The sequence below is a fragment of the Amycolatopsis sp. NPDC001319 genome (assembly GCF_042896185.1).
Lineage (GTDB): Bacteria > Actinomycetota > Actinomycetes > Mycobacteriales > Pseudonocardiaceae > Amycolatopsis.
In genome coordinates this window covers 48,162-70,926 of the sequence record NZ_JBIAWY010000025.1, presented here as the reverse complement: position 1 = coordinate 70,926, position 22,765 = coordinate 48,162, and the positions used below count along the sequence as shown (strand labels likewise).

Annotated in this window: 24 protein-coding genes; 9 read left to right on the top strand and 15 right to left on the bottom strand. The window is 72.0% G+C overall.

Annotation, left to right across the window (positions count from 1 at the left end):
* Positions 1–91: 91 nt before the first annotated feature.
* Complete coding sequence (hisH, locus tag ACFY1H_RS48285) at positions 92–712, bottom strand: imidazole glycerol phosphate synthase subunit HisH (protein ID WP_386956622.1); 621 nt, start codon at positions 710–712, stop codon at positions 92–94.
* Positions 713–754: 42 nt separating this feature from the next.
* On the bottom strand, positions 755–1,639 hold the full coding sequence (locus tag ACFY1H_RS48280) for a hypothetical protein (RefSeq protein ID WP_386956619.1): 885 nt from the start codon (positions 1,637–1,639) through the stop codon (positions 755–757).
* Between the two features lie 380 nt (positions 1,640–2,019).
* On the opposite strand from ACFY1H_RS48280, the gene ACFY1H_RS48275 reads away from it, so the two are divergent.
* Complete coding sequence (locus ACFY1H_RS48275) at positions 2,020–3,192, top strand: acyl-CoA dehydrogenase family protein (protein ID WP_366585903.1); 1,173 nt, start codon at positions 2,020–2,022, stop codon at positions 3,190–3,192.
* Positions 3,193–3,243: 51 nt separating this feature from the next.
* On the opposite strand, the gene ACFY1H_RS48270 is transcribed toward ACFY1H_RS48275, so the two are convergent.
* Positions 3,244–4,134 carry a transketolase family protein gene (locus ACFY1H_RS48270; protein WP_386956618.1) on the bottom strand — a complete coding sequence of 297 codons (891 nt, stop codon included), beginning with the start codon at positions 4,132–4,134 and terminating at the stop codon, positions 3,244–3,246.
* Positions 4,135–4,139: 5 nt separating this feature from the next.
* The gene (locus ACFY1H_RS48265) at positions 4,140–4,826 is read right to left on the bottom strand and encodes a thiamine pyrophosphate-dependent enzyme (RefSeq protein WP_386956617.1); all 687 of its coding nucleotides are present in this window, start codon (positions 4,824–4,826) and stop codon (positions 4,140–4,142) included.
* A 53-nt stretch (positions 4,827–4,879) separates the two neighbouring features.
* Between ACFY1H_RS48265 and soxR the strand changes: the two genes are divergently transcribed.
* Both soxR and ACFY1H_RS48255 read left to right on the top strand, forming a co-directional pair.
* Positions 4,880–5,341, top strand: coding sequence for a redox-sensitive transcriptional activator SoxR (gene soxR / locus ACFY1H_RS48260; RefSeq protein ID WP_366585897.1), 462 nt, complete (start codon positions 4,880–4,882; stop codon positions 5,339–5,341).
* A gap of 45 nt (positions 5,342–5,386) precedes the next feature.
* Positions 5,387–5,932 (top strand): RNA 2'-phosphotransferase, encoded by a 546-nt coding sequence (locus tag ACFY1H_RS48255; RefSeq protein WP_386956616.1) that lies wholly within the window; start codon positions 5,387–5,389, stop codon positions 5,930–5,932.
* 448 nt (positions 5,933–6,380) lie between these two features.
* Here the strand turns inward: ACFY1H_RS48255 and ACFY1H_RS48250 are convergent, their stop codons facing one another.
* Positions 6,381–6,956, bottom strand: a complete 576-nt coding sequence (locus ACFY1H_RS48250; protein ID WP_364179473.1) for a TetR family transcriptional regulator — start codon at positions 6,954–6,956, stop codon at positions 6,381–6,383.
* 207 nt (positions 6,957–7,163) lie between these two features.
* On the opposite strand from ACFY1H_RS48250, the gene ACFY1H_RS48245 reads away from it, so the two are divergent.
* On the top strand, positions 7,164–9,356 hold the full coding sequence (locus ACFY1H_RS48245) for an MMPL family transporter (protein WP_386956615.1): 2,193 nt from the start codon (positions 7,164–7,166) through the stop codon (positions 9,354–9,356).
* 27 nt (positions 9,357–9,383) lie between these two features.
* On the opposite strand, the gene ACFY1H_RS48240 is transcribed toward ACFY1H_RS48245, so the two are convergent.
* Positions 9,384–9,542, bottom strand: coding sequence for a hypothetical protein (locus ACFY1H_RS48240; RefSeq protein WP_366585891.1), 159 nt, complete (start codon positions 9,540–9,542; stop codon positions 9,384–9,386).
* Between the two features lie 159 nt (positions 9,543–9,701).
* Between ACFY1H_RS48240 and ACFY1H_RS48235 the strand changes: the two genes are divergently transcribed.
* The gene (locus ACFY1H_RS48235) at positions 9,702–10,205 is read left to right on the top strand and encodes a GNAT family N-acetyltransferase (protein WP_366585889.1); all 504 of its coding nucleotides are present in this window, start codon (positions 9,702–9,704) and stop codon (positions 10,203–10,205) included.
* 23 nt (positions 10,206–10,228) lie between these two features.
* Here the strand turns inward: ACFY1H_RS48235 and hisB are convergent, their stop codons facing one another.
* The 3 genes from hisB to hisD are packed head-to-tail and all read right to left on the bottom strand — an operon-like array spanning position 10,229 to position 13,265.
* Positions 10,229–10,828 (bottom strand): imidazoleglycerol-phosphate dehydratase HisB, encoded by a 600-nt coding sequence (hisB, locus tag ACFY1H_RS48230; RefSeq protein WP_360605878.1) that lies wholly within the window; start codon positions 10,826–10,828, stop codon positions 10,229–10,231.
* The gene (locus ACFY1H_RS48225) at positions 10,825–11,943 is read right to left on the bottom strand and encodes a histidinol-phosphate transaminase (protein ID WP_366585887.1); all 1,119 of its coding nucleotides are present in this window, start codon (positions 11,941–11,943) and stop codon (positions 10,825–10,827) included. Before ACFY1H_RS48225 ends, hisB begins: the two co-directional genes overlap by 4 nt.
* A complete protein-coding gene (hisD, locus tag ACFY1H_RS48220; RefSeq protein WP_386956614.1) occupies positions 11,940–13,265 on the bottom strand; it encodes a histidinol dehydrogenase in 1,326 nt (441 codons plus the stop codon). Before hisD ends, ACFY1H_RS48225 begins: the two co-directional genes overlap by 4 nt.
* An 84-nt stretch (positions 13,266–13,349) precedes the next feature.
* Here hisD and ACFY1H_RS48215 point away from each other — a divergent pair, with 84 nt between their 5' ends.
* Positions 13,350–14,144, top strand: a complete 795-nt coding sequence (locus ACFY1H_RS48215; RefSeq protein ID WP_366585929.1) for a carbon-nitrogen hydrolase family protein — start codon at positions 13,350–13,352, stop codon at positions 14,142–14,144.
* Between the two features lie 509 nt (positions 14,145–14,653).
* On the opposite strand, the gene ACFY1H_RS48210 is transcribed toward ACFY1H_RS48215, so the two are convergent.
* The 3 genes from ACFY1H_RS48210 to eccB all read right to left on the bottom strand — a co-directional run bounded on the left by ACFY1H_RS48210 (position 14,654) and on the right by eccB (position 17,722).
* Positions 14,654–15,271 carry a response regulator transcription factor gene (locus tag ACFY1H_RS48210; RefSeq protein WP_366585927.1) on the bottom strand — a complete coding sequence of 206 codons (618 nt, stop codon included), beginning with the start codon at positions 15,269–15,271 and terminating at the stop codon, positions 14,654–14,656.
* A 331-nt stretch (positions 15,272–15,602) separates the two neighbouring features.
* The gene (locus tag ACFY1H_RS48205) at positions 15,603–16,286 is read right to left on the bottom strand and encodes a response regulator transcription factor (RefSeq protein ID WP_366585883.1); all 684 of its coding nucleotides are present in this window, start codon (positions 16,284–16,286) and stop codon (positions 15,603–15,605) included.
* Between the two features lie 14 nt (positions 16,287–16,300).
* A complete protein-coding gene (gene eccB / locus ACFY1H_RS48200) occupies positions 16,301–17,722 on the bottom strand; it encodes a type VII secretion protein EccB (protein ID WP_386956613.1) in 1,422 nt (473 codons plus the stop codon).
* A gap of 139 nt (positions 17,723–17,861) precedes the next feature.
* Here eccB and ACFY1H_RS48195 point away from each other — a divergent pair, with 139 nt between their 5' ends.
* From ACFY1H_RS48195 to ACFY1H_RS48185, 3 genes are all read left to right on the top strand, one after another.
* Positions 17,862–18,956 carry a type VII secretion protein EccE gene (locus tag ACFY1H_RS48195; RefSeq protein ID WP_386956612.1) on the top strand — a complete coding sequence of 365 codons (1,095 nt, stop codon included), beginning with the start codon at positions 17,862–17,864 and terminating at the stop codon, positions 18,954–18,956.
* 90 nt (positions 18,957–19,046) lie between these two features.
* Positions 19,047–19,748: a GNAT family N-acetyltransferase gene (locus tag ACFY1H_RS48190; protein ID WP_386956611.1), complete on the top strand. Its 702-nt coding sequence runs from the start codon at positions 19,047–19,049 to the stop codon at positions 19,746–19,748.
* Positions 19,749–19,761: 13 nt separating this feature from the next.
* A complete protein-coding gene (locus ACFY1H_RS48185) occupies positions 19,762–20,553 on the top strand; it encodes a class I SAM-dependent methyltransferase (protein ID WP_386956610.1) in 792 nt (263 codons plus the stop codon).
* Here the strand turns inward: ACFY1H_RS48185 and eccD are convergent.
* The 3 genes from eccD to ACFY1H_RS48170 are packed head-to-tail and all read right to left on the bottom strand — an operon-like array spanning position 20,550 to position 22,758.
* Positions 20,550–21,929, bottom strand: a complete 1,380-nt coding sequence (eccD, locus tag ACFY1H_RS48180) for a type VII secretion integral membrane protein EccD (protein ID WP_386956609.1) — start codon at positions 21,927–21,929, stop codon at positions 20,550–20,552. The two genes, ACFY1H_RS48185 and eccD, sit on opposite strands and share 4 nt — an antisense overlap.
* A complete protein-coding gene (locus ACFY1H_RS48175; RefSeq protein WP_220237990.1) occupies positions 21,926–22,249 on the bottom strand; it encodes a YbaB/EbfC family nucleoid-associated protein in 324 nt (107 codons plus the stop codon). The genes eccD and ACFY1H_RS48175 overlap by 4 nt, the downstream gene beginning before the upstream one ends.
* Positions 22,246–22,758, bottom strand: coding sequence for a hypothetical protein (locus ACFY1H_RS48170; RefSeq protein ID WP_386956608.1), 513 nt, complete (start codon positions 22,756–22,758; stop codon positions 22,246–22,248). Before ACFY1H_RS48170 ends, ACFY1H_RS48175 begins: the two co-directional genes overlap by 4 nt.
* Positions 22,759–22,765 lie beyond the last annotated feature (7 nt).

The window sequence follows — 22,765 nt, the reverse complement described above, 5'->3', positions numbered from 1 at the left end:
CTCCAGCACTACAACACTCAACGCCGCCACAGCGCACTCGGCGGGCATCCACCCACCAGTCGACTGCCACCAACCTGACGGCCGAATACAACTAGAGCGTGTCCAACCAGTTGCGGAGCAGCTTCGCGCCCGCGTCGCCCGACTTCTCGGGGTGGAACTGCGTGGCCCACAGCGGGCCGTTCTCCACCGCCGCCACGAAGTCCTCGCCGTGGTTGGCCCACGTCACCTTCGGCTGCCGCCCCGCCAAGCCGGACTCCAGCTCCCACTGGCGCGCCGCGTAGGAGTGCACGAAGTAGAAGCGCTCGTCCGGGTCGAGGCCGGCGAACAGCTGCGAGTCCGCGGGCGCGCGGACGGTGTTCCAGCCCATGTGGGGCAGCACGTCGGCGTGCAGGCGCTCGACGGTGCCGGGCCACTCCCCCGTGCCCTCGGTCTCCTCGCCGTGCTCGACGCCGCGGCCGAAGAGGATCTGCATGCCCACGCAGATGCCGAGCACGGGACGGCCGCCGGCCAGGCGCTTGCCGATGATGCGGTGCCCGTGCACGTCGAGCAGCCCCGCCATGCAGGCGGAGAAGGCTCCCACCCCGGGCACGACCAGACCGTCGGCCTCGAGCGCGGCATGCGGGTCGGCGGTGACCTCCACCTCGGCGCCGGCGCGCGCGACGGCGCGTTCGGCGGAGCGGAGGTTGCCGGAACCGTAGTCGAGGATCACCACACGAGACACACCTCAAGCGTAGTCCCGGGGCGGGAGCGCACGTCAGCCGCGGCGGAAGGAGTAGACGTCCGTCACGGTGTTGCAGGGCGCGGGCGGCACGACCTCGACGCGCAGCGTGCCCGTCGGCGCGTCGTAGTCCACGCCTTCCGGGGTGAACGCGCCGGCGCACGTGCTCGACAGCGGCAGCTGGCCGAGCTCCTTCACGTGCGCGTGGACGTCGTGGCCGGCGAGCGCGTGGGGCAGGTCGACCTGCAGGAGCTGGTAGCTCGTGGGGTACAGGTCGTTGTTGGAGTCCGACGTCGCGCACAGCAGGCGCGTCGCCGAGACGAAGTCGCAGCCCTGCGCCGCGCGGATCGGGTGGTCGAGGTGGATCCGCGCCGCGAGCGGCAGGTCCCCGGCCACGCGCGGGGCGTGGTGGTTGAGGAACGGCGTCGGCGAGACGAACAGCTCCGTCGCGTCGCCGAGCGCGCCCGAGACGAGCCACTGGCCGTCGGGGCTCACGGCGACCTGGGCGTTGGCGTTGGGCGCGGGTTCGTCGGCCGCGAGCGGGTGCACGAACTCCGTGGTCTGCCCGGACGGCGAGGTGACCAGGTACATCTTCGACACCGGCGGGTTGGTCACGGTGTCCTGGTAGACGTCGAAGGTGTAGCCGCGCAGGGAATCTGGGTCGCCGACGTGGCCCCAGCCCTCGTCCTTGAGCGGCTGCGGGATGGTGGTGCCGTTGCGGTAGACGGTCTGCGGAGCCTGGCCCGGCAGCCGCAGCGTGGTGATGCCTTCGCCGCTGATCGAGTTGGCGACGGAGACCTCGCCGGTCCGGCGCCAGCCGCCGAGGGAGGCGGCGGGGCTCGCCGAGGCAAGGGAAGCGCAGCTCAGCAAGGCTGCAGTAGAGAGTGCGAGGGCTTTCGCCGCCGACGTCGACAGACGCATGGTTCGCTCCTTCGCGAACGTGACCTTGGCGGCGGCCCGCGAATTTTTGCACGCGACCCCGTTTCACCGGAGGCCCCGCTGGGTATTCACCCGTTCGGCTGAGGCGCAGCGGGCGCCCCCGGACGAGGGAAGAGGAAGACATGTCCGAGTCGGACCTCCTCTGCCAGATGTTCGCAGCGTGGCGGGACGACATCGAAAGCGTGCCGTTTCCGCAGTTCACGACCCTGGTGATCCCTCCGCAACCCTCCCGCGCCCAAGTCGACGCATGTCGTTCTCGTGACGCTCGCAAAGAGAACGTGATGAATCCCACGCACTGGAACCCGGGTCATCTGTGATTTCCTGCTGGCACCGCGTCGAAGCGAGCCAGTAGGAGCAGCCCGATGAGCAAGAACCCGGATCCACACGACTTCCTCGACCTCGACGCCGAACTGGCCGAGGAGGAGCGCGCCATCCGGGACGCCGTGCGCGACTACGCGCGCGACCAGCTCCTCGACCACGTGGCCGACTGGTACGAGTCCGGCTCACTGCCCGCGCGCGACCTGGCCAAGGGCTTCGGGCAGCTCGGCCTGCTGGGCATGCACCTGGAGGGCTACGGCTGCGCCGGCACGAGCGCGGTCGCCTACGGCATCGCGTGCCGGGAGCTGGAGGCCGTCGACTCCGGCCTGCGCAGCTTCGTCTCCGTGCAGGGCTCGCTCGCGATGTTCGCGATCCACCGCTGGGGCAGCGAGGAACACCGGCAGGAGTGGCTGCCGAAGATGGCCGCGGGCGAGGCGCTGGGCTGCTTCGGCCTCACCGAACCCGACGCCGGCAGCGACCCGGGCAGCATGCGCACCCGCGCGGTGCGCGACGGCTCCGACTGGGTGCTCACCGGCACGAAGATGTGGATCACCAACGGCACCGTCGCCGACGTGGCCGTGGTCTGGGCGCAGACCGACGAGGGCATCCGCGGCTTCGTGGTGCCGACGTCGACGCCGGGCTTCACCGCCAACGAGGTGAAGCACAAGCTGTCGCTGCGCGCGTCGCTCACGGCCGAGCTCGTGCTCGACGGTGTGCGCCTGCCGGAATCCGCGGCGTTCCCGGAGGTTCGTGGGCTGCGCGGCCCGCTGTCCTGCCTCAACGAAGCGCGCTACGGCATCCTGTTCGGCGTCGTCGGCGCCGCCCGCGCGTGCTACGAAACCGCGCTGGACTACACGCTCTCGCGCGAGCAGTTCGGCAAGCCGCTGGCGAGCTTCCAGCTCACGCAGCGCAAACTGGCCGATCTACTGGTCGAGGTCAACCGTTCGGGGCTCGTCGCGCTGCAGATCGGCCGGCTCAAGGACTCCGGCGCGCTGCACCACAACCACGTGAGCTTCGGCAAGCTGGCCAACGTCCGCTCGGCGCTCGACGTGGCCCGCACCGCGCGCTCGATGCTGGGCGCCAACGGGATTTCGCTGGAGTACCCGGTGATGCGGCACATGGCGAACCTCGAAACGGTGCTGACGTACGAGGGCACCGAGGAGATGCACGCGCTGTCGCTGGGCCAGTCGGTGACGGGCATCGCGGCGTTCCGCTGATCTTGGGTGAACCTCGGGTCGCCGGGACCCCCAGCCCCGGCGACCCGAGGCTCACGGCCGCAGGAAGTCCTTGAGGGACAACGCGATCGAGCCCGCGTCGAGGCCGTGCGCGAGATCGTGGTCGGCCCGTTTCCCGTAGGTGCGCACTTCCGTGTCGCGCAGGGTGCCGAGCGACAGCAGGCGATGCGGAACGTCTCGCAGCGCTTCGCTCACGTGGTGGGCCGAAGTGCCCTTGAGGTACGGCTCCACGAGCACGACGTCGGCGACGTCCCCCACCGCGGCCCGCAGCCCCGCGGCGTCGAACGGGCGAATGGTCGACGCGTACAGCACCGTCACGTCGAGGTTTTCGCTCGCGGCGAGCACCCGGTCGAGCATCGGGCCCACGGCGAGCACGACGCCGTTGCGGCCGCTGCGTACCCGCTGGAACCCGACGCCGAGGTGCGGCGCGGCGTTCTGGTCGGCCGAGAGCCGCAGGTACACGCGGCTGTCGCCGGGCACGGAGTCGAGCAGCAGGCGGCGGGCCTCGTCGGGGTGCCCGGGCACGTGGACGTACCAGCACGGCAGGGAGTCGATCAGCGCGACGTCGCCCGGCGACTGGTGCGTGCGGCCTTCGGCGGGCATGTCGTAGGAGGAGCCGTAGGACACGAGCACGGCGCCCGCGTCCTGGTGGACCAGGTCGAGCTTGATCTGCTCGAACGCGCGCTCCACGAGAAAGGCGTTGAACGTGTGGATGATCGGCCGCAGGCCGGCGAGAGCGAGCCCGGCGCCCGTGCTCACGAGCAGCTGCTCGCGGATGCCGACGTTCACCACCCGGTCCGGGTGCCGCCGCGCCGCGCCGGCGAGCTGGGCGGCGGAGATGTCGGCGAGGACGACGGCGACGTCCGGGTCGGCGTCCACGATCTCTTCGGTGGTGGCGAGGAAGGTTTCGCGCATGTTCAGCATGTCCGTCAGCCCTTCGGTTCGACGACGGCGACCACGGCCAGCGGGCGCCCCGGGTGTTCGCTGGTGAACGCGTCGTAGAGCGCTTCGTGGTCGCGGCCGGAGACGGTGCGCGTGGCCCAGCCCTCGACCTCGAACCGGCGGGCGATGCCGCCGGGCCAGCCGTGCGTGGACGACTGGTTGTCCACGACCACCGTGGTCAGGTTTTCCAGGCCCAGGCGCGCGGCGACCACGAAGGCCTCGGAGTTGGAGCCTTCGTCGAGCTCGGCGTCGCCGACGAGCGTGACGACGCGGCTGTCGTGACCGCGCGCTCGCAGGCCGAGCGCGGTGCCGAGGGCGATCGGCAGGCCGTGGCCCAGCGAGCCGCTGGAGATCTCGACGCCGGGCGCGCGTTTGCGGTCCGGGTGGTGGCCGAGCCGGGAGCGGGCCGACGACCAGTCGGCGAGCTCGGCCTCGTCGAGGAAACCCTTGACGGTGAGCACGGCGTAGTAGGCCATCGGCCCGTGTCCCTTGGAGAGCAGGAACCGGTCGCGGCCGGGGTCGTGGAAGTTCTCGGGTGAGATGTCGAGGACGCGGTCGTAGAGCACCCAGATGACGTCCACTGTGGACTCTGCCGCCGCCTGGTGTTTGTCGTCGCCGGTCATCAGCGAGATCAGCCGGGGCAGATCCGCGTAGGCCGTTGCTGTGGTGGTCATGTTTCCACGGTGCAACCTCGACCAATGTCTAGGTCAAGCGCTAACCTGGACCAATGACGAGGTTGGCGGAGCACTTGAGCATCGGGCAGGTCGCCGAACGCAGCGGCGTCCCGCACACGGCCCTGCGGTTCTACGAGGACAAGGGGCTCATCACCTCCGAACGCTCGGCGGGCAACCAGCGCCGCTACCCGCGTTCGGTGCTGCGGCGCATCGCGTTCATCCGGGCGGCGCAGCGCGTGGGCCTTTCCCTGGAGGACATCAGCGGCGCCCTCGCCACCCTGCCCGCCGACCACGCACCCACGAAAGCCGACTGGGCCCGGCTCTCGCGCGAATGGCAGCACGAGCTCGACGCGCGCATCGACGCGCTCCAGCGCCTGCGCGACCGCCTCACCGGCTGCGTCGGCTGCGGTTGCCTGTCGCTGCGCAGCTGCAGCCTGTACAACGCCGACGACGAGCTGGCCCGCTTCGGCCCCGGCGCGAGCAAACTGCGCCCGGTTGCCGAGGGCGGGATCTGAATTTCCGTTGTGGCGGCGGGGCGGATGTGGGTCACTGGTGTGGTTATGGACGAGAAACAGATGATCCGCGTCTCGAAGCGGCTCTCCCGCCACCTGCGCCACGACCCCTCGGCGATCGGCCTCACCTTAGACGCCGCCGGCTGGGTCGGAGTCGACGAGCTGCTGGCGGCGTTGCGCCTTCACGGCGTGCGCGTGAGCCGAGCCGAACTCGCGGAAGTGGTGGAGCGCAACAACAAACAGCGCTTCGCCTTCGATGAGAGCGGGCGCCGGATCCGCGCCAACCAGGGCCACAGCGTCACCGTCGAGCTGGGCCTGGAACGCCTCACGCCCCCCGAGGTGCTCTACCACGGCACCGCGACGCGCTTCCTGCCCGCGATCTACCGGGAAGGCCTGCGGCCCATGCGCCGCCACGCCGTGCACCTGTCGGCCGCCGTCGAAACGGCGCTCGCAGTCGGGGCCCGGCACGGCCGCCCGGTGGTGCTCCGCGTCGCCGCCGGCGCAATGGCGGCTGCGGGGCACGAGTTCCAGCGCAGCGAGAACGGCGTGTGGCTGACGGCGGCTGTCGCGCCGGAGTTTCTGACGGAGAACTAGCCCGGTCGCCGGGGGCGGGTTGGTCCGCGCGCCCTGTAGTGCTGCGGACCGCCACCAGGCGCTACGCACGACTTCATGCGAAGCAGGCCGCGCCGTCTCGGCGAACAATCCCCGCGCCCGGCCGACTCGACCTCACGCCCGTGGCGCGCTGCAGCCATAGGTTCCGGCGCAGCCAGAACCCCGCACCCGGTGCCGCCGCGCCGGAGTTTCTGACGGAGAACCAGCCCGATCGTCGGGCCAGGGTGGGCCACGCGACCGGCGATCCAGGAGGCCACCGCCAGGTGCGGTGAAGCACTCGCACTCACCGAAGCGGGCCGCGCCATCTCGGCGAACAACCATCGCGCCCAGCCAACTCGACGTCACGCCGGCAGCCCGCGCTGCGGGCACAAGTTCGGGTGCAGCGAGAACCCCGCCCACGGCGCCGCCAGGGCTTACAGATCAAGCAGGGCTAGTCGTGGTGCCGACGGGGCCGGCCGAGCAAGCGGCGGCCCGCGTCCACCAGTTCCCGGCGCAGGCTTTCGTCGTCGAGTTGGGCGATGTCCGGGGAGCCGCCCGTCATGGCGAGGCCCGTGAGGGTCACCAGGGCGGCCACGCGGGAGGAGATGTCGGGTTCGGGGCCGGCCAGGATGTCGATGAGGGCGTTCTTGAAGCCCTCCATGCCGCGCGTCGAGTTCTCGATCGCGCGGTTGATGCCCGGGTCGCTGGAGAACAGGGCGACGAGCACGCGGTGGCGCACCACCAGATCCACGAAACCCTCGAGCAGGTAGTCGACCTGGGTGCCGCGGCGGCGTTGCTTCGCGGCCTCCGACACGATGTGGTCGAGCTCGCGGATGGCGGGCGCCGCGACGGCCTCGGTGATCTCCGCCTTGGTCTTGAAGTGGTAGTACACGGCCGCCTTGGTCACCCCGAGCGCGTCGGCGATCATCTGCAGCGACGTGCCCTCCACGCCGTGTTCGGCGAACAGCCGCAGCGCGGTGCCCAGCAGCCGCGTCCGAGTGTCCTCTGCCGGGGCGGCGGTAGTCATCGTTCCTCCTCGTCAAGCCCAGGAAGCGTACGTGACCGCTAGTCGATCGGCAAACCGAGATACTTGCCGATCGACAAGCAAACTCCTAGCCGTGCGGCTAGTCACATACTTGCCGATCGGCTTGGCAGCCTACTTGCCGATCGGCTAGCTTCGGAGTCACTGGTTCGTGTGACGAAGGCCCTATCCGGGCGAAACGGAGAAACACTCGTGGCGACATTTCTGTACCGGCTCGGCCGGTTGTCGTTCCGGCGGCGCGCTCTCGTCTCGGCCGTGTGGGCGGCCGTGCTGGTGGCGCTCGGCATCGGCGCACTCACGCTGTCCGGCCAGCTGTCGGACTCGGTGACGATCCCCGGAACCGAGTCGCAGCAGGCGATCGACCAGCTCCAGGCGAAGTTCCCGCAGGCCGCGGCCGGTGGGGCGACCGCGCGGGTCGTGATCGCGGCGCCGCAGGGCCACACCGTGACCGACGCGGCCGGCAAGGCCGCGGTCGAGTCGACGGTGGCGAGCCTCAAGACGGCGCCGAAGGTCTCGAGCGTGGCCGACCCGTTCCAGGCCAAGTCGATCTCGCCGGACGGCCGCGTGGCACTCGCCCAGGTGAGTTACCAGGTCAAGGGCTTCGAGCTCACGGACAGCGACCGCCAGGCGCTGCTCGACAGCGCGAACGGCGCCAAGCAGCGCGGTTTCGAGGTCGAGTTCGGCGGCGACGCGGTGCAGGCGATGCCCGCCACCGGCGCCACCGAGGGCCTCGGCGTGGCCGTGGCGGCCGTCGTGCTGATCATCACGTTCGGGTCACTGCTGGCCGCCGGCATCCCGCTGCTCACCGCGTTGATCGGCGTCGGCATCGGCATGGCGGGCATCATGCTGGCCTCGGGCTCGCTCGAACTGAACTCCAACACCCCGGTGCTGGCCCTGATGATCGGGCTCGCCGTGGGCATCGACTACGCGCTGTTCATCGTCTCCCGCTACCGGCACGAGCTCAGCATCGGACGAGAACCCGAGGAAGCCGCGGGCCGGGCCGCGGGCACGGCCGGGTCCGCCGTGGTGTTCGCCGGGCTCACCGTGATCATCGCCCTGGCCGGGCTCACCGTGGTCGGCATCCCGTTCCTCGGCCAGATGGGCATCGCCGCGGCCGCGACCGTCGCGATCGCCGTGCTCATCGCGCTCACGCTGCTGCCGGCCATCCTCGGCTTCGTCGGCTCCCGCGTGCTGGGCGGCCGCATTCGCTTGCGCCGCAAGACGGACAAGGCTTCGCACGGCGAGCGCTGGGCCCGGTTCGTCGCCCGGCACCGCTGGCCCGTGCTGCTGACCGCGCTCGCCGGCCTCGTCGTAGTCGCCATCCCGGCGCTGAGCATGCAGCTCGGCCTGCCCAACGACAGCACCGCGGCCCCGGATTCCACACAGCGCAAGGCCTACGACCTCGTGAGCGAGAGCTTCGGCGCCGGCGCCAACGGGCCGCTGCTCGTCGTCGTGGACACCGGGGTGAACCACGACCCCGAGTCGCTGAAGCAAGCCGTCGCGGGCATCAGCACGCTGCCCGACGTCGCCGGGGTGACGCCGCCGCGCGTGAACGCCGACGGGGACACCGCGCTGCTGACCGTGATCCCGAAGAGCGGGCCGAGCAGCAAGCAGACCGAGGACCTGGTGGCGGCGATCCGCGCGCAGTCCGAGCCGCTGCACGAGACCACGGGCGCGAGCCTCGCCGTGACCGGCCAGACCGCCGCGAACATCGACGTGTCCGAGAAGCTCTCCGACGCGATGATCCCCTACCTCGCGCTGATCGTCGGGCTCGCGTTCATCCTGCTGATGCTGGTGTTCCGCTCGATCGTGGTGCCGCTGAAGGCGACGCTCGGATTCCTCGGCTCGGTGGTCGCGACGTTCGGCGCCGTGGTCGCGGTGTTCCAGTGGGGCTGGCTGACCGACCTGCTCGGCGTCGCGTCGACCGGGCCGATCATGAGCATGCTGCCGATCCTGCTCATCGGTGTCCTCTTCGGACTCGCGATGGACTACCAGGTGTTCCTGGTGACGCGGATGCGCGAGGAGCACGTGCACGGCGCCGACCCGCAGGAGGCCATGGTCACCGGCTTCCGCCACGGCTCGCGCGTGGTCACGGCCGCGGCCCTGATCATGATCAGCGTGTTCGCGGGCTTCGTGCTGGCGGAGTCGACGCTGATCCAGTCGATCGGGTTCGCGCTCGCGTTCGGCGTGCTGGTGGACGCGTTCGTGATCCGGATGACGATCGTGCCGGCCGTGATGTCGCTGCTCGGGCGCCACGCCTGGTGGCTGCCGCGCGGCCTGCACAAGGTGCTGCCGAACGTCGACGTGGAGGGTGAGGGCCTGACCAAGGCGCTCGACGCGTCCGGCAGCCGCGGTGACGACGAGCGCGAGCCCGCTCGCGTGTGAGGCCGGGCCGTCCGTCTGGCGGGTCGCTCAGCCGACCAGCCAGGCGACGGCGCCGCCGACCGCCAGCAGGGCCGCCACACCCAGCGCCACGGCGATGAACTTCGCCGTCTTCCACGTGGAGTAGACGCCGCCGGCCAGGAAGCCCGCCAGGGCCAGCAGCAGGACGGCGACAACCTCTTTGCTCACGAGGCTCAGCGTGCCACACGGCCCTCACCCGGCCGGGACGGGGCAGCGGCGCTCTCAGGTGGGTGCGACGGCACGCCGAAAACGTGACGCACGTCTCCTCGCTGTTACAGACCTGGACCGACCGTCGCGTCCGGCGCCGCGACGTGGCAAGCTCTCCGCGTGAGCGGAGCGTCCGATTCGGAGATCGTCCTGACCCCCCTCGACGAAGAGGCCTTGGTCCGGCTTCTGGACGTCGCGGTCGAGGGTGCCGACCCGCTCGACGTGCTGCCGCCGATGGACGGCCCGCCGGGCTGGACTCCCGAGCGGCGTGAGGCGTTCCTGACCTTCCACCGGCGGGTTTCGCTCGACCCGGAGACGGCGACCACCAGCGCCTGGACCATCCAGGTCGGCGGCACGATCGTCGGCGGCGCGCGGCTGCACCCCGTCCACCGCGGCAAGTCGGTCGAGATCGAGGCCCAGGTCTGGGTCGCCCGCTGGGCCCGGGGCCGCGGGATCGGCAAGTGGGTCACCGAGACCCTGATCGACGCGGCCCGCGAAGGCGGCGGGGGCCGGTATGTCGCTTCGACCACCACGGACAACAAGGCGGCACAACGCCTGATGAAGTCCGTCGGCGCGAACATCGACCTGCGCGAAGACGGGGTCGACTCCCACCTCGAGATCTAGCGGGCAGTCGACCCCGGCCGGCGCTACAGAACGCCCTTCGTGGACGGGATGCCGCCCGCGCGCGGGTCGGGTTCCGTGGCCGCGCGCAGCGCCCGCGCGACGGCCTTGTACTCCGCCTCCGCGATGTGGTGCGGGTCGCGGCCGTGGATCACGCGGACGTGCAGCGCGATCTGCGCGTGGAACGACAGCGAGTCGAACACGTGGCGCGTGAGCACGAACGGGTAGTTGTTGCCGATCGTGAAGGTGTTGAACTGCTCCGGCTCGCCCACGTGCACGCAGTACGGCCGGCCCGAGACGTCGATCGCCGCGTGGGCCAGGGTTTCGTCCATGGGGATCCACGCGTCGCCGAAGCGGCGGATGCCGCTCTTGTCGCCGAGCGCCTGACGCAGCGCCTGGCCCAGGACGATGGCGGTGTCCTCGACGGTGTGGTGCGCGTCGATGTGGATGTCGCCGGTGGCCTCGACCTTGAGGTCCAGCGAGCCGTGCACGCCGAACGCCGTGAGCATGTGGTCGTAGAACGGCACGCCGGTGGAGATCTCGACCTGGCCGGAGCCGTCGAGGTCGAGCTGGACCAGGATCGACGACTCCTTGGTCGTGCGCTCCACCTTGCCGATGCGGGTCATCGCGGTACTTCCTTACTCGCCTCGAGGAACGCGTCGTTCTCTTCCGGGGTGCCGATGGTCACGCGCAGGTGGCCCTCGATGCCGACGTCGCGGATCAGCACCCCGTGGTCCAGGTAGGACTGCCAGCTCGCCTTCGCGTCGGCGAACGGTCCGAAGAGGACGAAGTTCGCGTCGCTCGGCACCGGCGTGAACCCGAGGCCCAGCAAGGCTTCCACCACGCGGTCGCGTTCGGCGGAGAGCTTGTGGACGGTGGCGAGCGTGGCGTCGGCGTGGCGCAGCGCGGCCCGCGCGGCGGCCTGCGTGAGCTTGGACAGGTGGTAGGGCAGCCGCACGAGCTGCAGGGCGTCGACGATGGCCGGGGCGGCCGCGAGGTAACCCAGCCGTCCGCCGGCGAAGGCGAACGCCTTGCTCATCGTGCGCGAGACGATCAGTTTCGCCGGGTACTCCCCGATCAGCTGGACCGCGCTGGGCTGCGAGGAGAACTCGGCGTAGGCCTCGTCCACCACGACGATGCCCGGCGCCGCCTCGAGGACCCCGCGCAGCTGGTCCAGCGGGATCGACCCGCCGGTGGGGTTGTTCGGGCTCGTCACGAACACGACGTCCGGCTGCCGCTCGGCCACCAGCTCGGCGGCGCGCGCGGTGTCGAGCGTGAAGTCGGGCCGGCGCGGCACCGGCACCCACTCCGTGCGCGTGCCGGAGGAGATGATCGGGTGCATCGAGTACGACGGTTCGAAGCCGAGCGCGCTGCGGCCCGGCCCGCCGAAGGCCTGCAGGATCTGCTGCAGGATCTCGTTGGACCCGTTGGCGGCCCACACGTTCGCCTCCGACAGCACCACACGCGTCGACACCGTGAGGTAATCGGCGAGCTCGGTGCGCAGCGCGACGGCGTCGCGGTCCGGGTAGCGGTGCAGCGAAGCGGCTTCGGCGCGCACGGCATCGGCCACGTCGGCCACCAGCTCCGGCGGCGGCGGGTACGGGTTCTCGTTGGTGTTGAGCCGCACGGGCACGTCGAGCTGCGGCGCGCCGTAGGGGCTCTTGCCGCGCAGGTCCTCGCGCAGCGGCAGGGCGTCGAGGGTCACCTCGGCGCCGGGCACGGCCGGGGTCTCCTCGGTCATCGGGCCTCCCCCGCGAACCGCGCGGTCACGGCCTCGCCGTGGGCGGGCAGGTCCTCGGCGTCGGCCAGCGCGACGACGTGGCCGGCGACCTGGCGCAGCGCGTCCTCGCTGTAGTCGACCACGTGGATGCCCTTGAGGAAGCTCTGCACGGACAGGCCCGAGGAGTGCCGCGCGAAGCCGGCGGTGGGCAGCACGTGGTTGGAGCCGGCGCAGTAGTCGCCGAGCGACACCGGCGCGTAGGCCCCGACGAACACCGCGCCCGCGTTGCGCACGCGGCCGGCGACCTCCCGGGCGTGGGCGGTCTGGATCTCGAGGTGCTCGGCGGCGTAGGCGTCGACCACGCGCAGGCCTTCGTCCACAGTGGACACCAGGATGATGCCGGACTGCTTGCCGCCCAGCGCCTGCCCCACGCGTTCGCTGTGTTTGGTGGCCGCGACGCGCTCGGCGAGCTGCTTGTCCACGGCGTCGGCGAGTTCCTCCGACGTGGTGACCAGCACGCTCGCGGCGAGCGGGTCGTGCTCCGCCTGGCTGATCAGGTCGGCCGCGACGTGGACCGGGTCGGCCGTCTCGTCGGCGAGGATCGCGATCTCGGTGGGGCCGGCCTCGGAGTCGATGCCGATCACGCCGCGCACGAGGCGCTTGGCGGCGGTGAGGTAGATGTTGCCCGGCCCGGTGACGATGTCCACGGGGGCGAGCTCGGCGCCGTCGGTGTCCGTGCCGCCGTACGCGAGCAGCGCCACGGCCTGCGCACCGCCGACGGCCCACACCTCGTCGACGCCCAGCAGCGCGGCGGCTGCGAGGATCGTCGGGTGCGGCAGGCCGCCGAAGGCCGCCTGCGGGGGCGAGCAGACCACCAGCGAGCGCACCCCCGCGAGCTGCGCGGGGACGACGTTCATGACCACGGTGGACGGGTACACGGCCAGCCCGCCCGGCGCGTACAGTCCCACGCGCTCCACCGGCACCCAGCGCTCGGTGACGGTGCCGCCCGGGACCACCTGCGTGGTCACGTCGTGGCGGCGCTGGTCGGCGTGCACCTTGCGGGCGCGGCTGATCGACTCCTCCAGCGCGGCGCGCACCTGCGGGTCGAGCGCTTCGAGGGCCTTGGTGAGCTCGTTCGCTTTGACGCGGACGGTCGCCGGGCGGACCTTGTCGAACTGCTCGGTGTACTCGAGGACGGCCTCCACACCGCGGTCGCGGACCGCCTCCACCACCGGCCGAACGTGATGCAGCGCCGCGTCCACGTCGTATTCGGCGCGCGGCAGTGCGGCGCGCAGTTCGGCGGCGGTCGGGACCTGCCCACGCAGGTCGGTGCGGTTCAGCATGGTGACCAGGGTACGAGGTGGCTCTCCGCGCCCGGGCAGGGATACTCGGTGGTGACCTGCCGTCCCACGATGAGGGAGAACGCCGTGCCGCGGATCGCGTTGTGCCAGCTGAACTCGGGCGACGATCCGGAGGACAACCTGAAACTGGTTCGCTCCGGTGTCGAGGCCGCGGCGGCTGATGGTGCCCGGATCGTGGTGTTCCCGGAAGCGACGATGGCGCGGTTCGGGCGGCCGTTGGGGCCGGTCGCGCAGCCGCTCGACGGGGCGTGGGCGTCGGCGGTGTCGGCGATCGCTTCGGAGCATGACGTGGTGATCGTGGCGGGGATGTTCACCCCGGCCGATGACGGGCGGGTGCGGAACACGCTGCTGATCACCGGGCTGGGAGTGCGGTCGTCGTACGACAAGATCCATTTGTACGACGCGTTCGGGTTCGCGGAGTCGGACACGGTGGCGCCCGGGGACAGTCCTGTGACCTTCGAGGCGGAGGGGACGGTGTTCGGGGTCGCCACGTGTTATGACATGCGGTTTCCGGAGCTGTTCCGTCGGTTGGCGGATGATGGCGCGGACGTTGTGTTGGTGCCGACGTCGTGGGGTGCGGGTGAGGGGAAGCTGGATCAGTGGCGGGTGCTGGTGCGGGCTCGGGCGTTGGATTCCGGGTGTTGGGTTGTGGGGTGTGGGCAGGCTGATCCCTCCGTGTCGGGGATCGAGGTGAATCCGAAGGCGCCGACGGGGATTGGGCATTCTCTGGTGGCGGATGGGTTCGGTCGGGTGTTGGTGGAGTTGGGGGATGGGGCGGAGATGGTGGTGGTGGAGCTGGATCCGGCGGTGGCGGGGAAGGCTCGGGGGGCTACTGGGGCGTTGGCTAATCGGAGGTTGTGAGGGTTTCTCGGTCTGGTCCTGGGTCTTGGTCCTGGGTCTTGGTCCTCGCAGGGCGTGTTGTGTTGGGAGTGCACCCCGAAGCTGGATTGTGTTGACGGCCGGTGAGGCGTTGTCAAGGCGGGAAAGCGTGCCTTGACAACGCCTCGCCGGCCGCAAAGAGGCTTCGGATCGGGGTGCCGGGGCGGGGCTGGGTGCAGGTTCCGCTAGGTGGGTCGGCGGCGGTTCGTGGGGTTTGCGCGGCCCGGGCGGCCCGTGAGTTGGGCAGGCGGGCCGCGTTTTGGTGGTGGCCAAAGCGCCCCGATGCGGCGTTCGGTGCGTTGAGCGCACCCAATGCGGCGTTCGGTGCGCTCGGCGCACCCGAGGTGGCGGCTGGTGAGGGTGGACCCGGCCCAGGTGGGGCGTGAGTTGGGTGAGCGGCCGGCCGTCGGGTGGTGGCCGGAGCGCCCCAATGTGGCGTTCGGTGCGTTGGGCGCAACCAACGCCGCGTTGGGGAGGGCGGGCGGATGAGGTTAGCGGAGTAAGCCCTCGCGGATGGCGACGCGGACGAAGCCCGCGCGGCGGCGTTCGCCCGTTTTGTCGCGGATGCGGTCGAGGTAGGAGCGCACAGTGCGGACGCTGATGTTGAGGATTTCGGCGACGTCGACGTCGCGCTCGCCGGCGGCGACCAGGCGGAGGACCTGCTTTTCGCGTTCGGACAGGACGATTTTGGGGCCGGCGTGGCGGTCTTCGCTGTCCTGGATGATCATGCCGGCCAGGGTGGGTGAGACGTAGGCGTTGTCCTGGGCGATGGTGCGGATGGCGCGCAGCAACTCGTCGCCGTCGACGTCCTTGGAGAGGAAGCCCTTGGCGCCGGCCTGCATGGCGCCGAGGACTTCGGGCTGTTCGGCGTGGGCGGAGACGACGAGGACCTTGTGGCCCATGTGGCCGACCTCCAGGACGGCGGCTGCGTCCTGGACGCCGCGGAGTTTGAGGTCGAGGACGACGACGCTGCCGGCGGGCTGATCCTGCACGGCGAAGCGGGCGACGGAGTCGGCGACGGCCCCGAGTTCGATGTCCGGTGCCTCGGTCAGCACCCGGGCGACGGCGTCGCGGTAGAGCGGGTGGTCTTCGATCACGCCGACGCGAATCCGCTCGGGAGCGGCCGAACCCTCCGTGCCGCGGTCCGTCGCGGGCGAGCCCGCCGTGGTGCCGTGGGGCGCGGTCGAGCCCGCCCCGGTGCGGTTCGTCACGGCCGAGCCGCCCGTCGCGCGGTCCGTTTCGGCGGAGCCCTCCGTGGCGCGGGTCCCTGCCGAGCCAGCCCTGGCACGGTCTGTCACGGCCGAACCCGCCCTGGCACGGTCCGTCGCGGCCGAGCCGCCCGTCGCGCGGTGCGTCGCGCGGTCGATCGCGGCCGAACCCGCCGAGGCCCGGGTGGTCCCGGTCGAGACCTCCGCGGCGCCTCCCCCAGCGTCGGTCATGTCACGAAGTCCTTCCGGCGCCGCCGACCAGGCCGCGGCGGATGGCTTCCTTCACGAGGCCCGGGCGGCGGCGTTCGCCCGTTTTGTCGCGGATGCGGTCGAGGTAGCCGCGTACGGTGCGGACGCCGATGTCGAGGATGGCGGCGATGTCGATGTCCCGTTCGCCCGCCGCGACGAGGCGCAGGACCTGCTCCTCGCGGGGCGAGAGCTCCATCTCGGGCCGCGCCACCGGCCGTTCGGTGTTGTCCTTGATGATCATCCCGGCGACCACGGCCGACACGTACGAACCACCCTCGGCGACCGCTCGAATCGCGGTCAGCAGTTCGTCGACGTCCACGTCCTTCGACAGGAACCCCTTGGCCCCGGCGGAGATCGCGGCGAGTACCTGCTCCGACTCGGCCTGCGCCGAGACCACGAGCACGTGGTGCCCGAGCTCGCACACCTCCAGCACGGCGGCCGCGCCCGCGACCCCCGGCAGGCCGAGGTCGAGCAGCACGACCGAGCCCGGCTGCTGGCGTTCCACGTGGAAGCGCGCGACGGAGTCGACGACAGCCCCCAGCTCGATGTCCGGCGATTCGGCGAGCACGCGCTCCACCGACCGCCGGTAGAGCGGGTGGTCTTCGATCACCGCCACCCGGATCCGGGCGGACTGCGTCTCTTCGGCGCGTGGCCGTTCCTCTGTCATGTGCACCGACTCGCTCACCCCGTTCCACCCGACGGCACCGGCTGCCCGGCCGTGGCCGGATCCAGCGCGGGTCCCGTCGGCACCAGTGCCAGGAGACCGCTCGCGAGCGCTTGCCTGGCCACGGAACCGTAACCGAGCGAGGCCAGCGCCGGGGCGGTCGCGACCGGATATTTTCTCCCCAGGTCCGTGACCAGGTAGGTCGTGCCGGAGCCCGTGTCGGAAACGACGGCGCCCCCCGAGGGCGGCACGTACACCTCGTCGGCCACGCGCGCGTCGCGCCGAGTCGTCACGGGCAGCGCGCGCCCGCCCGGCGGCACCGGGACGTCGGCGGAGACGAAGATCCGGCCGCCCTGCGCGCACAGCGTCACCGACGAGCCGGTGATCGGGGCCTTGCCGGGGATCCGGTCCGGGTAGGCGGCGGGGTCCGCGCCACCGGCCCGCGATGCCGCGACCTTCGGCACCGCGGCGACGTCGGCCGCGCGTACGCGCACCGGTGCCGGGTTGCCGTCGTACGCGCGTTCGTTGTCGGGCGTCGTGACGAGCAGGCTCGCCTCCGTCTGGCCGACGGGCTCGAGGCCGTCGGAGTGCACGAGGTAGTACGAAGCGGCGTCGCCGGCGCTGGCCATCGCGTCGACCACGGCGAGGACCTCGCCCACGCGGGTGTTCACGCCGCCCACCCGCGGGCCGGGGCCGCCGGCACCCGGCACGGCGATCTCGCCGAGGTCGCGCCCGGCGGGCACGGTGTCGATCCACCGCGACGACACGGCGATGGTCGGGTAGCTGTCGAACTGAAGCGCGGCGGCGGCTTCGTCGCTGAGCTGGTAGCGACGCCCGTCGGTGACGAGGTAGCGCGGGCCCGCGGGCAGCCGGACGATCACGCCCGAGCCGCGCGGCAGCTCCGTTCCCCCGGCCGGCGCGCCGAGGACCACCGCCACGAGGGGTTCGGCGGACGCGGGCGCGTCCTGCGTTGTGCGGCTGCAGCTGGTCCACGGCGCGGAGACCAGTGCGGTCGTGGCCGGCAGCGAGTCGGGGGCGCCGGAGATGCCGATCTCCGTGCCGCGCGGGGCGGTGCCGAGGACGGTGGGGGACACGGACACCGTCGCGTCGCCGTTGCCGCCCGCGAGGAGGCGGGCCGAGGCGTAGTTGAGCACCGGGTGCACCGCGCCGTCGGCGCCGAGCACGAACCGCGCGCCCGTGCCCTCCTCGACGATCACGTGCCCGCCGGCCAGCCAGTCCTTGCCGCCGGAGGGGTTGAGCAGGCCGATCACGCCGAACACGGCCGTCACGAGCAGCGCGGCGGCCAGGCCCAGCACCGTGCCGAGGACGAGCCGGCGGCTGGGCGAGACGGGGTGGTTGGCGTCGGCGGCCACGAGCGCGGAGACGAGCCGGCGCCGGAGGAACTGGTAGGCCTGGATCTGGTCCCGCTGCGTCCACACGCTGCCCTGGCCCCCTCACGCCTTGTTCCGGGCGCGAGCGTAGGAGCGGGCGGGCGCGGGCGAAGAGGGTAATTTTTACGCCCTCGTGCCGGTGTGTGGGGCACTAGCGTTACCGGTACCGCCCGGGGAAGGGGACGCCGTGTCCGTGTCAGCACCGCCGGCCCCACTCGCGCCGGCGGCCACCACCACGCCGCCTTCGCGGGCCGGCGCCGCCGCGCTGCCCTGGCTGCTGCCGGTCCGGCCGCTTCAGGCCGCGTTGTGGGAGATCGCGACGATCGCGGTGCTGCTGGTGTTCTTCGTCGACGGCGTCACGCAGCCCGCGCGGATCGCCGTGGCCGCGGTGGCCGCGGTGCTGGTGCTGACCACGTCGGTGCGCGTCGGTGGCCGCCACTTCGCCGCGTGGGCCGGCGCGTGGCTCGGCTACCGGCTGCGGCGCCACGACAGCCGCCGTGACAGCCCCGACCCGCTGCACCGCGTCGCCGGGCCCGTGCGAGTACGCCAGCACGTGGACCGCGCCGGCAACCGCTTCGGCGTCGCGGAGGTCGACGGCGACTGGAGCGCCATCGTCCGACTCACGCCCGGCGCGGCCGAGCCCCCGGCCGAGGCGCTGCTCGCCATCCTGCGCAAGGCGTTCCACGGCACCGACATCCCGCTCGCCGCCGTGCAGCTGCTCACCTGGGCCGTGCCCCGCGGCACGCAGGTCTACCGCGCGCGCTGGCTCGCCGTCCGCTACCGCCCCGAAGACGCCCCCATCGCCGCCCTCGCCCGCGGCGGCGGCGAGCTCGGCGCGCTGCGCAGCACGGCGAGCGCGGCGCTGAGCCTCATGGTCGCGCTGGCCGAGGCGGGCTATCCGTCCACTGTGCTCGAAGCCGGCGAGCTGACCGCGGAACTTCGCGTGGCCCTGGGCGTCCCCGCTTCCCCCGTCCCCCTGGAAACCGACGGCGACGGCTGGCGCGCCTGGTCCTGGGCCGGCGCCACCCAGTCCTGCTACCGCCCCCGCTCGACGCGCGGCCTCGCCGGCATCCTCGGCCTCTCCGTGGCGGACGCCGCGTTCACCGCCACGTCCGCCACCCTGCGCCGCACCCCGGGCGGCCGCGAACGCATCGACGTGACGCTGCGCGTCGGCGCCCGCTCGGGTGCGGAAACGCCGGCGGTGCACGGGGTTTCGGCCGTTCCGCTGCACGGCGGACACGAGGCGGCGGTGCGGCGGACGTTGCCGCTCGCGCTGACCTGAACCCCGCTCCTGCACCGGCCCGATTGGCACTCCGTTCGGCCCCCGAATCGGCCCTTCTGAGAGGGCCACCGGCCGGTTAGGGTCGGGCGCATGACGCTGGACCTCGCGGTGGCCAACGCGGCCGCCTTCTGGACGATCGTCGCCGAGAGCCGCGGCCACGCCGTGACCACACGGCCCGGGTTCGTGTGCGTGCACGGCAGCGAGCGCAGCGGGATGCGGATCGTGCTGCGCACCGCGACCCCGAGCCCCGACGACGCCGCCGAGCTCACCGAGCTGGCGAAGAACGCGCCGACAGTCCTGGTCGAAGACGCGTACGGCATTGTCGACATGTCTCCCCTCGGCCTCACCGATCGGCAGCTGCCCGTGATGACCCGCACCGGCCCCGGCTTCGGCGAGCGCAGCGCCCTCCGCGCCGACACTCCGGATCTGCTCGCGACGGTGGAAAACGTGGTCGTCCACGGCTTCCCGCTCGGCCGCCACCAGCCCTACGTCCGCGGCGAGGTCTTCCCGCCCGCCCTGCTGAAGCGAGAAGGCGTCACCACCTGGCTCGTCACCCGCGACGACGAACCCGCCGGCGCCTGCCTCGCCATCGACGACGGCACGGCGGTCGGCCTCTACTGGGTCACGACCCTGCCGGCCCACCGCTCCCGCGGCGTCGGCCGGGCGCTCATGCACACCGTGCTGTCCGAAGTGGACGGACGAACCGTCACCCTCACCGCCGCCAAACCCGGCAAACCGCTCTACGACTCACTCGGCTTCACGGCGGTCGGCTCGGCCACCTGGTGGTCCTAGGTAGGTTGTCGGCATGACGGTGGGCAGCGCGTTCTGGATCGCCGCGGTGCGGGCTCGCGAGTCCGAGCGCGAGGACCGGCTTTTCGACGACCCCTTCGCACGGGAACTCGCCGGGGAACGCGGCTTCACGACGATGGCCGCGTCCGAACGCGCCACCGGCGGCGAGAACCCGTACATCCCCGTCCGCGTCCGCTGGTTCGACGACCTGGCCACGACGACACGGGACGTGACACAGGTCGTGCTGCTGGGCGCGGGCCTGGACACCCGCCCGTACCGGCTGGACCTGCCGGCCACACTCGACTGGTACGAAGTGGACCGTGCGGAAGTGTTCGCCACCAAGCAACCCGTGCTCGCTCAAGCCGTCCCGCGGTGCCGCCGCCACACCGTCGTCGCCGACCTCAGCACCGACTGGACGACACCCTTGCTCGACGCGGGCTGCCAACCCGGCGCACAAACCCTCTGGCTCGCCGAAGGCCTGTTCTTCTACCTCACCGAAGACCAGATCGTCACACTGCTGAAGACCGCGGCACAACTCTGCGCACCGGGCAGCCGCTTCGCCGCCGACGTCACCGGCACCACCGGCCTCGACTCCCCCGCGATGCAGCCCTACCGAAACTGGTGCGCCGACAACGGCTTCCCGCCGCCGTTCGGCTCCGACGACCCGGCCGCGCTGTTCCAAGCCGGCGGCTGGACCCCGAACTACCTCACCGCACCGGGCGCGGCGGACGCGAACCACGGACGCCTCCACCCCCAGCCCGGAGGCGTCGTACCCGGCCGCACCCACTTCGTGACCGCGACAACCTAGCCGCGCACGGCTTCGTACACCCCCGCGATCATCCCCACGAACGGCACCAGCGCCAGCAACACCAGGAACTCCGACACGTCCAGCAACCGCGACCAGTACGGCGACCGCACGCCCTTCGCCACGCGGGTCGCGTACACCAGGCAAACCACGGCGGCGATCAGCAAAGCCGCACCCGCCGCGAGAAGGACCGTGCGGTTGTCGGTCGCGATCAGCCACGCGCCGGCCGTCAACACCGTGACGACACCGAAACCGGCCAGCACCAGGCGTTGCAGCCGGCCCGCGTACGACCGCGAACGCTGCACCCAGGCCACGCCCACCAAAGCCGCCAGACCCGCTTCCCACGGCCCGCCCGAAACCGCGAGCGTCACCGCCGAAGCCAGCACGACGAGGCCCAAAGCCACGAGCAAGGCGGTCAGCAACATCTGCGCGTACGTGGTCCGGCCGATGACTTCCGCCCCGAGCGACGGCTGTTCGTTGGCCCGGAAGGATTCCATGTCGTCCGGCACCCGCGGCAGCGGCAGCCGGCCCAGGCGCAGCGCGAGCATCGGCGCCACGGCGGCCAACGCCGTCGCCAGCACCGCCGCGACCGCCGCCGCGGCGACCGGCTTCACCCCGGACAGCAGCACCACACCGGTCGTCAGCGCGCCGAGCCCCGCCGAACCCGTGATGGCCACGAAAAGCGGCAGCCGGTCGGCCACCGACACCGCCGCCAGCACGCCGTACACGGTCACCGCGGCCAGACCGGCGGCCAGCGGGCCGGCCGACAACGAGAACACGCCGTGCGGCGGCAGGATCGACATCCCCGCCAGCAGCGCGACGAACACCCCCGCCACCGCACCGGCCGCACCCGCGCCGGAATCGCCGTAGGCGCGGCCCAACGCGCCGCCGCCGAGCAGCAGGATCAACGACAACAGCCCCGTCGCGATCGGCGCCAGCACACTGCCCGCCGTCGACGCCTGCACCAGCAGCCCACCAGCCGCCAGCAGCACCACGGCCGCCGCGATGCCGGCGCGCCGAGCGATACGCGGGCCCCACGCGGTGGACGCGGCGTCGCCGACACTCGCGATCGAGTCCACGACGTCGTCGAACAGGAGGGGTCCGCGGGGACGTTCGCGCGGCGTCAGGTGCAGCACCTCACCGTCGCGCACCTGCGCGGCGGCCACAGTGAGCCCGAGCGCGAGCGGCGCGCCGCCCAGCCGCGAGAGCACCCACCCCGGGTGCTCGGCCGCGGCCTGGCCCGTCGCGCCCGCGAGCCGCACGAGCTGCGGCACGAGCTCCGCGAACGTGCTCTGCTGCGGCAACGCCACGTCGACGCGGGCGCGCGGCGTCACGATCGTCACGCGCCGGGTGGACCCGGCCAGAGCCGGCGCGCTCACTGCACGGACCTGGACGCCTCGATCACCGGGGCGAACTTCGCACTGCTCGCCTCGGCCAGCTTCTGCAGGCCCGCGTTCACCGCCTCGAGCACGATCTCCGACAGGTTGCGCGCGTCGTACTCGCGGATCGCGCGCGGGTCGATGTCGATGGAGGTGAAGCGGCCGTCGCCGCGCAGCGACACCGTAACCTCGTTCTGCCGTGAAGCCGCCTTGACCTCCATGGCCTCGACCGAGCGCTGGATGCGCTGCACCTCCTCGGTCTGCCGGCGGACCTGCGCCAGCAGCTCGTCCATGTCCGGCACGGCGTACGGGTCGGTCACAGCTGTTCTCCTTCTCCTGCGGGGTAGGTGCGGCGGACGTGCACGCTGGCGACGAACTTCCGGAAGTCGGGGGTGAGGCGTTGCGCGGCCTCGGGTTCGGCCGTGAAGACGAGCTCCAGCACCACGCGCCCGATGGGACCGTCGGCGCCCGGCACGGTGAGGTGCACCTGCGTCTGCACCAGGTCGGTGCCCTCGCCGGTGCGCATCCGCAGCACCTGCGTGAGGCCGGGCGCGGTGGCGTTGCCGACGTCGTGGCGGCTCACCACGTCGAGCAGCGCCATGGTGCGGCCCAGCCGTTCCACGGCCTCGTCGGCGATCTCGGCCAGCGTCGCCGGATCGGGGCGCTGGCGGACGCCGAGCGTGATGTTGGGCGTGAAGCCGGCTTCGGGGCGCACCGCGACGAACGCGACACCCGGCGCGCCCGCCCCCGCCGGGTCGAGCGGCGTCCACCCCTCGGGGACGTCGAAACCCAGCGGGAGCGAGACGGTGTCGGAAGGCAGTTCTGTCACTGTGTCT

Coding starts and splice junctions, on each gene's coding strand:
- ACFY1H_RS48280 (WP_386956619.1), bottom strand. CDS start 1,639: ATGCGTCTGTCGACGTCGGCGGCGAAAGCCCTCGCACTCTCTACTGCA.
- ACFY1H_RS48275 (WP_366585903.1), top strand. CDS start 2,020: ATGAGCAAGAACCCGGATCCACACGACTTCCTCGACCTCGACGCCGAA.
- ACFY1H_RS48270 (WP_386956618.1), bottom strand. CDS start 4,134: ATGCTGAACATGCGCGAAACCTTCCTCGCCACCACCGAAGAGATCGTG.
- ACFY1H_RS48265 (WP_386956617.1), bottom strand. CDS start 4,826: ATGACCACCACAGCAACGGCCTACGCGGATCTGCCCCGGCTGATCTCG.
- soxR (WP_366585897.1), top strand. CDS start 4,880: ATGACGAGGTTGGCGGAGCACTTGAGCATCGGGCAGGTCGCCGAACGC.
- ACFY1H_RS48255 (WP_386956616.1), top strand. CDS start 5,387: ATGGACGAGAAACAGATGATCCGCGTCTCGAAGCGGCTCTCCCGCCAC.
- ACFY1H_RS48250 (WP_364179473.1), bottom strand. CDS start 6,956: ATGACTACCGCCGCCCCGGCAGAGGACACTCGGACGCGGCTGCTGGGC.
- hisB (WP_360605878.1), bottom strand. CDS start 10,828: ATGACCCGCATCGGCAAGGTGGAGCGCACGACCAAGGAGTCGTCGATC.
- ACFY1H_RS48225 (WP_366585887.1), bottom strand. CDS start 11,943: ATGACCGAGGAGACCCCGGCCGTGCCCGGCGCCGAGGTGACCCTCGAC.
- hisD (WP_386956614.1), bottom strand. CDS start 13,265: ATGCTGAACCGCACCGACCTGCGTGGGCAGGTCCCGACCGCCGCCGAA.
- ACFY1H_RS48205 (WP_366585883.1), bottom strand. CDS start 16,286: ATGACAGAGGAACGGCCACGCGCCGAAGAGACGCAGTCCGCCCGGATC.
- ACFY1H_RS48190 (WP_386956611.1), top strand. CDS start 19,047: ATGACGCTGGACCTCGCGGTGGCCAACGCGGCCGCCTTCTGGACGATC.
- ACFY1H_RS48185 (WP_386956610.1), top strand. CDS start 19,762: ATGACGGTGGGCAGCGCGTTCTGGATCGCCGCGGTGCGGGCTCGCGAG.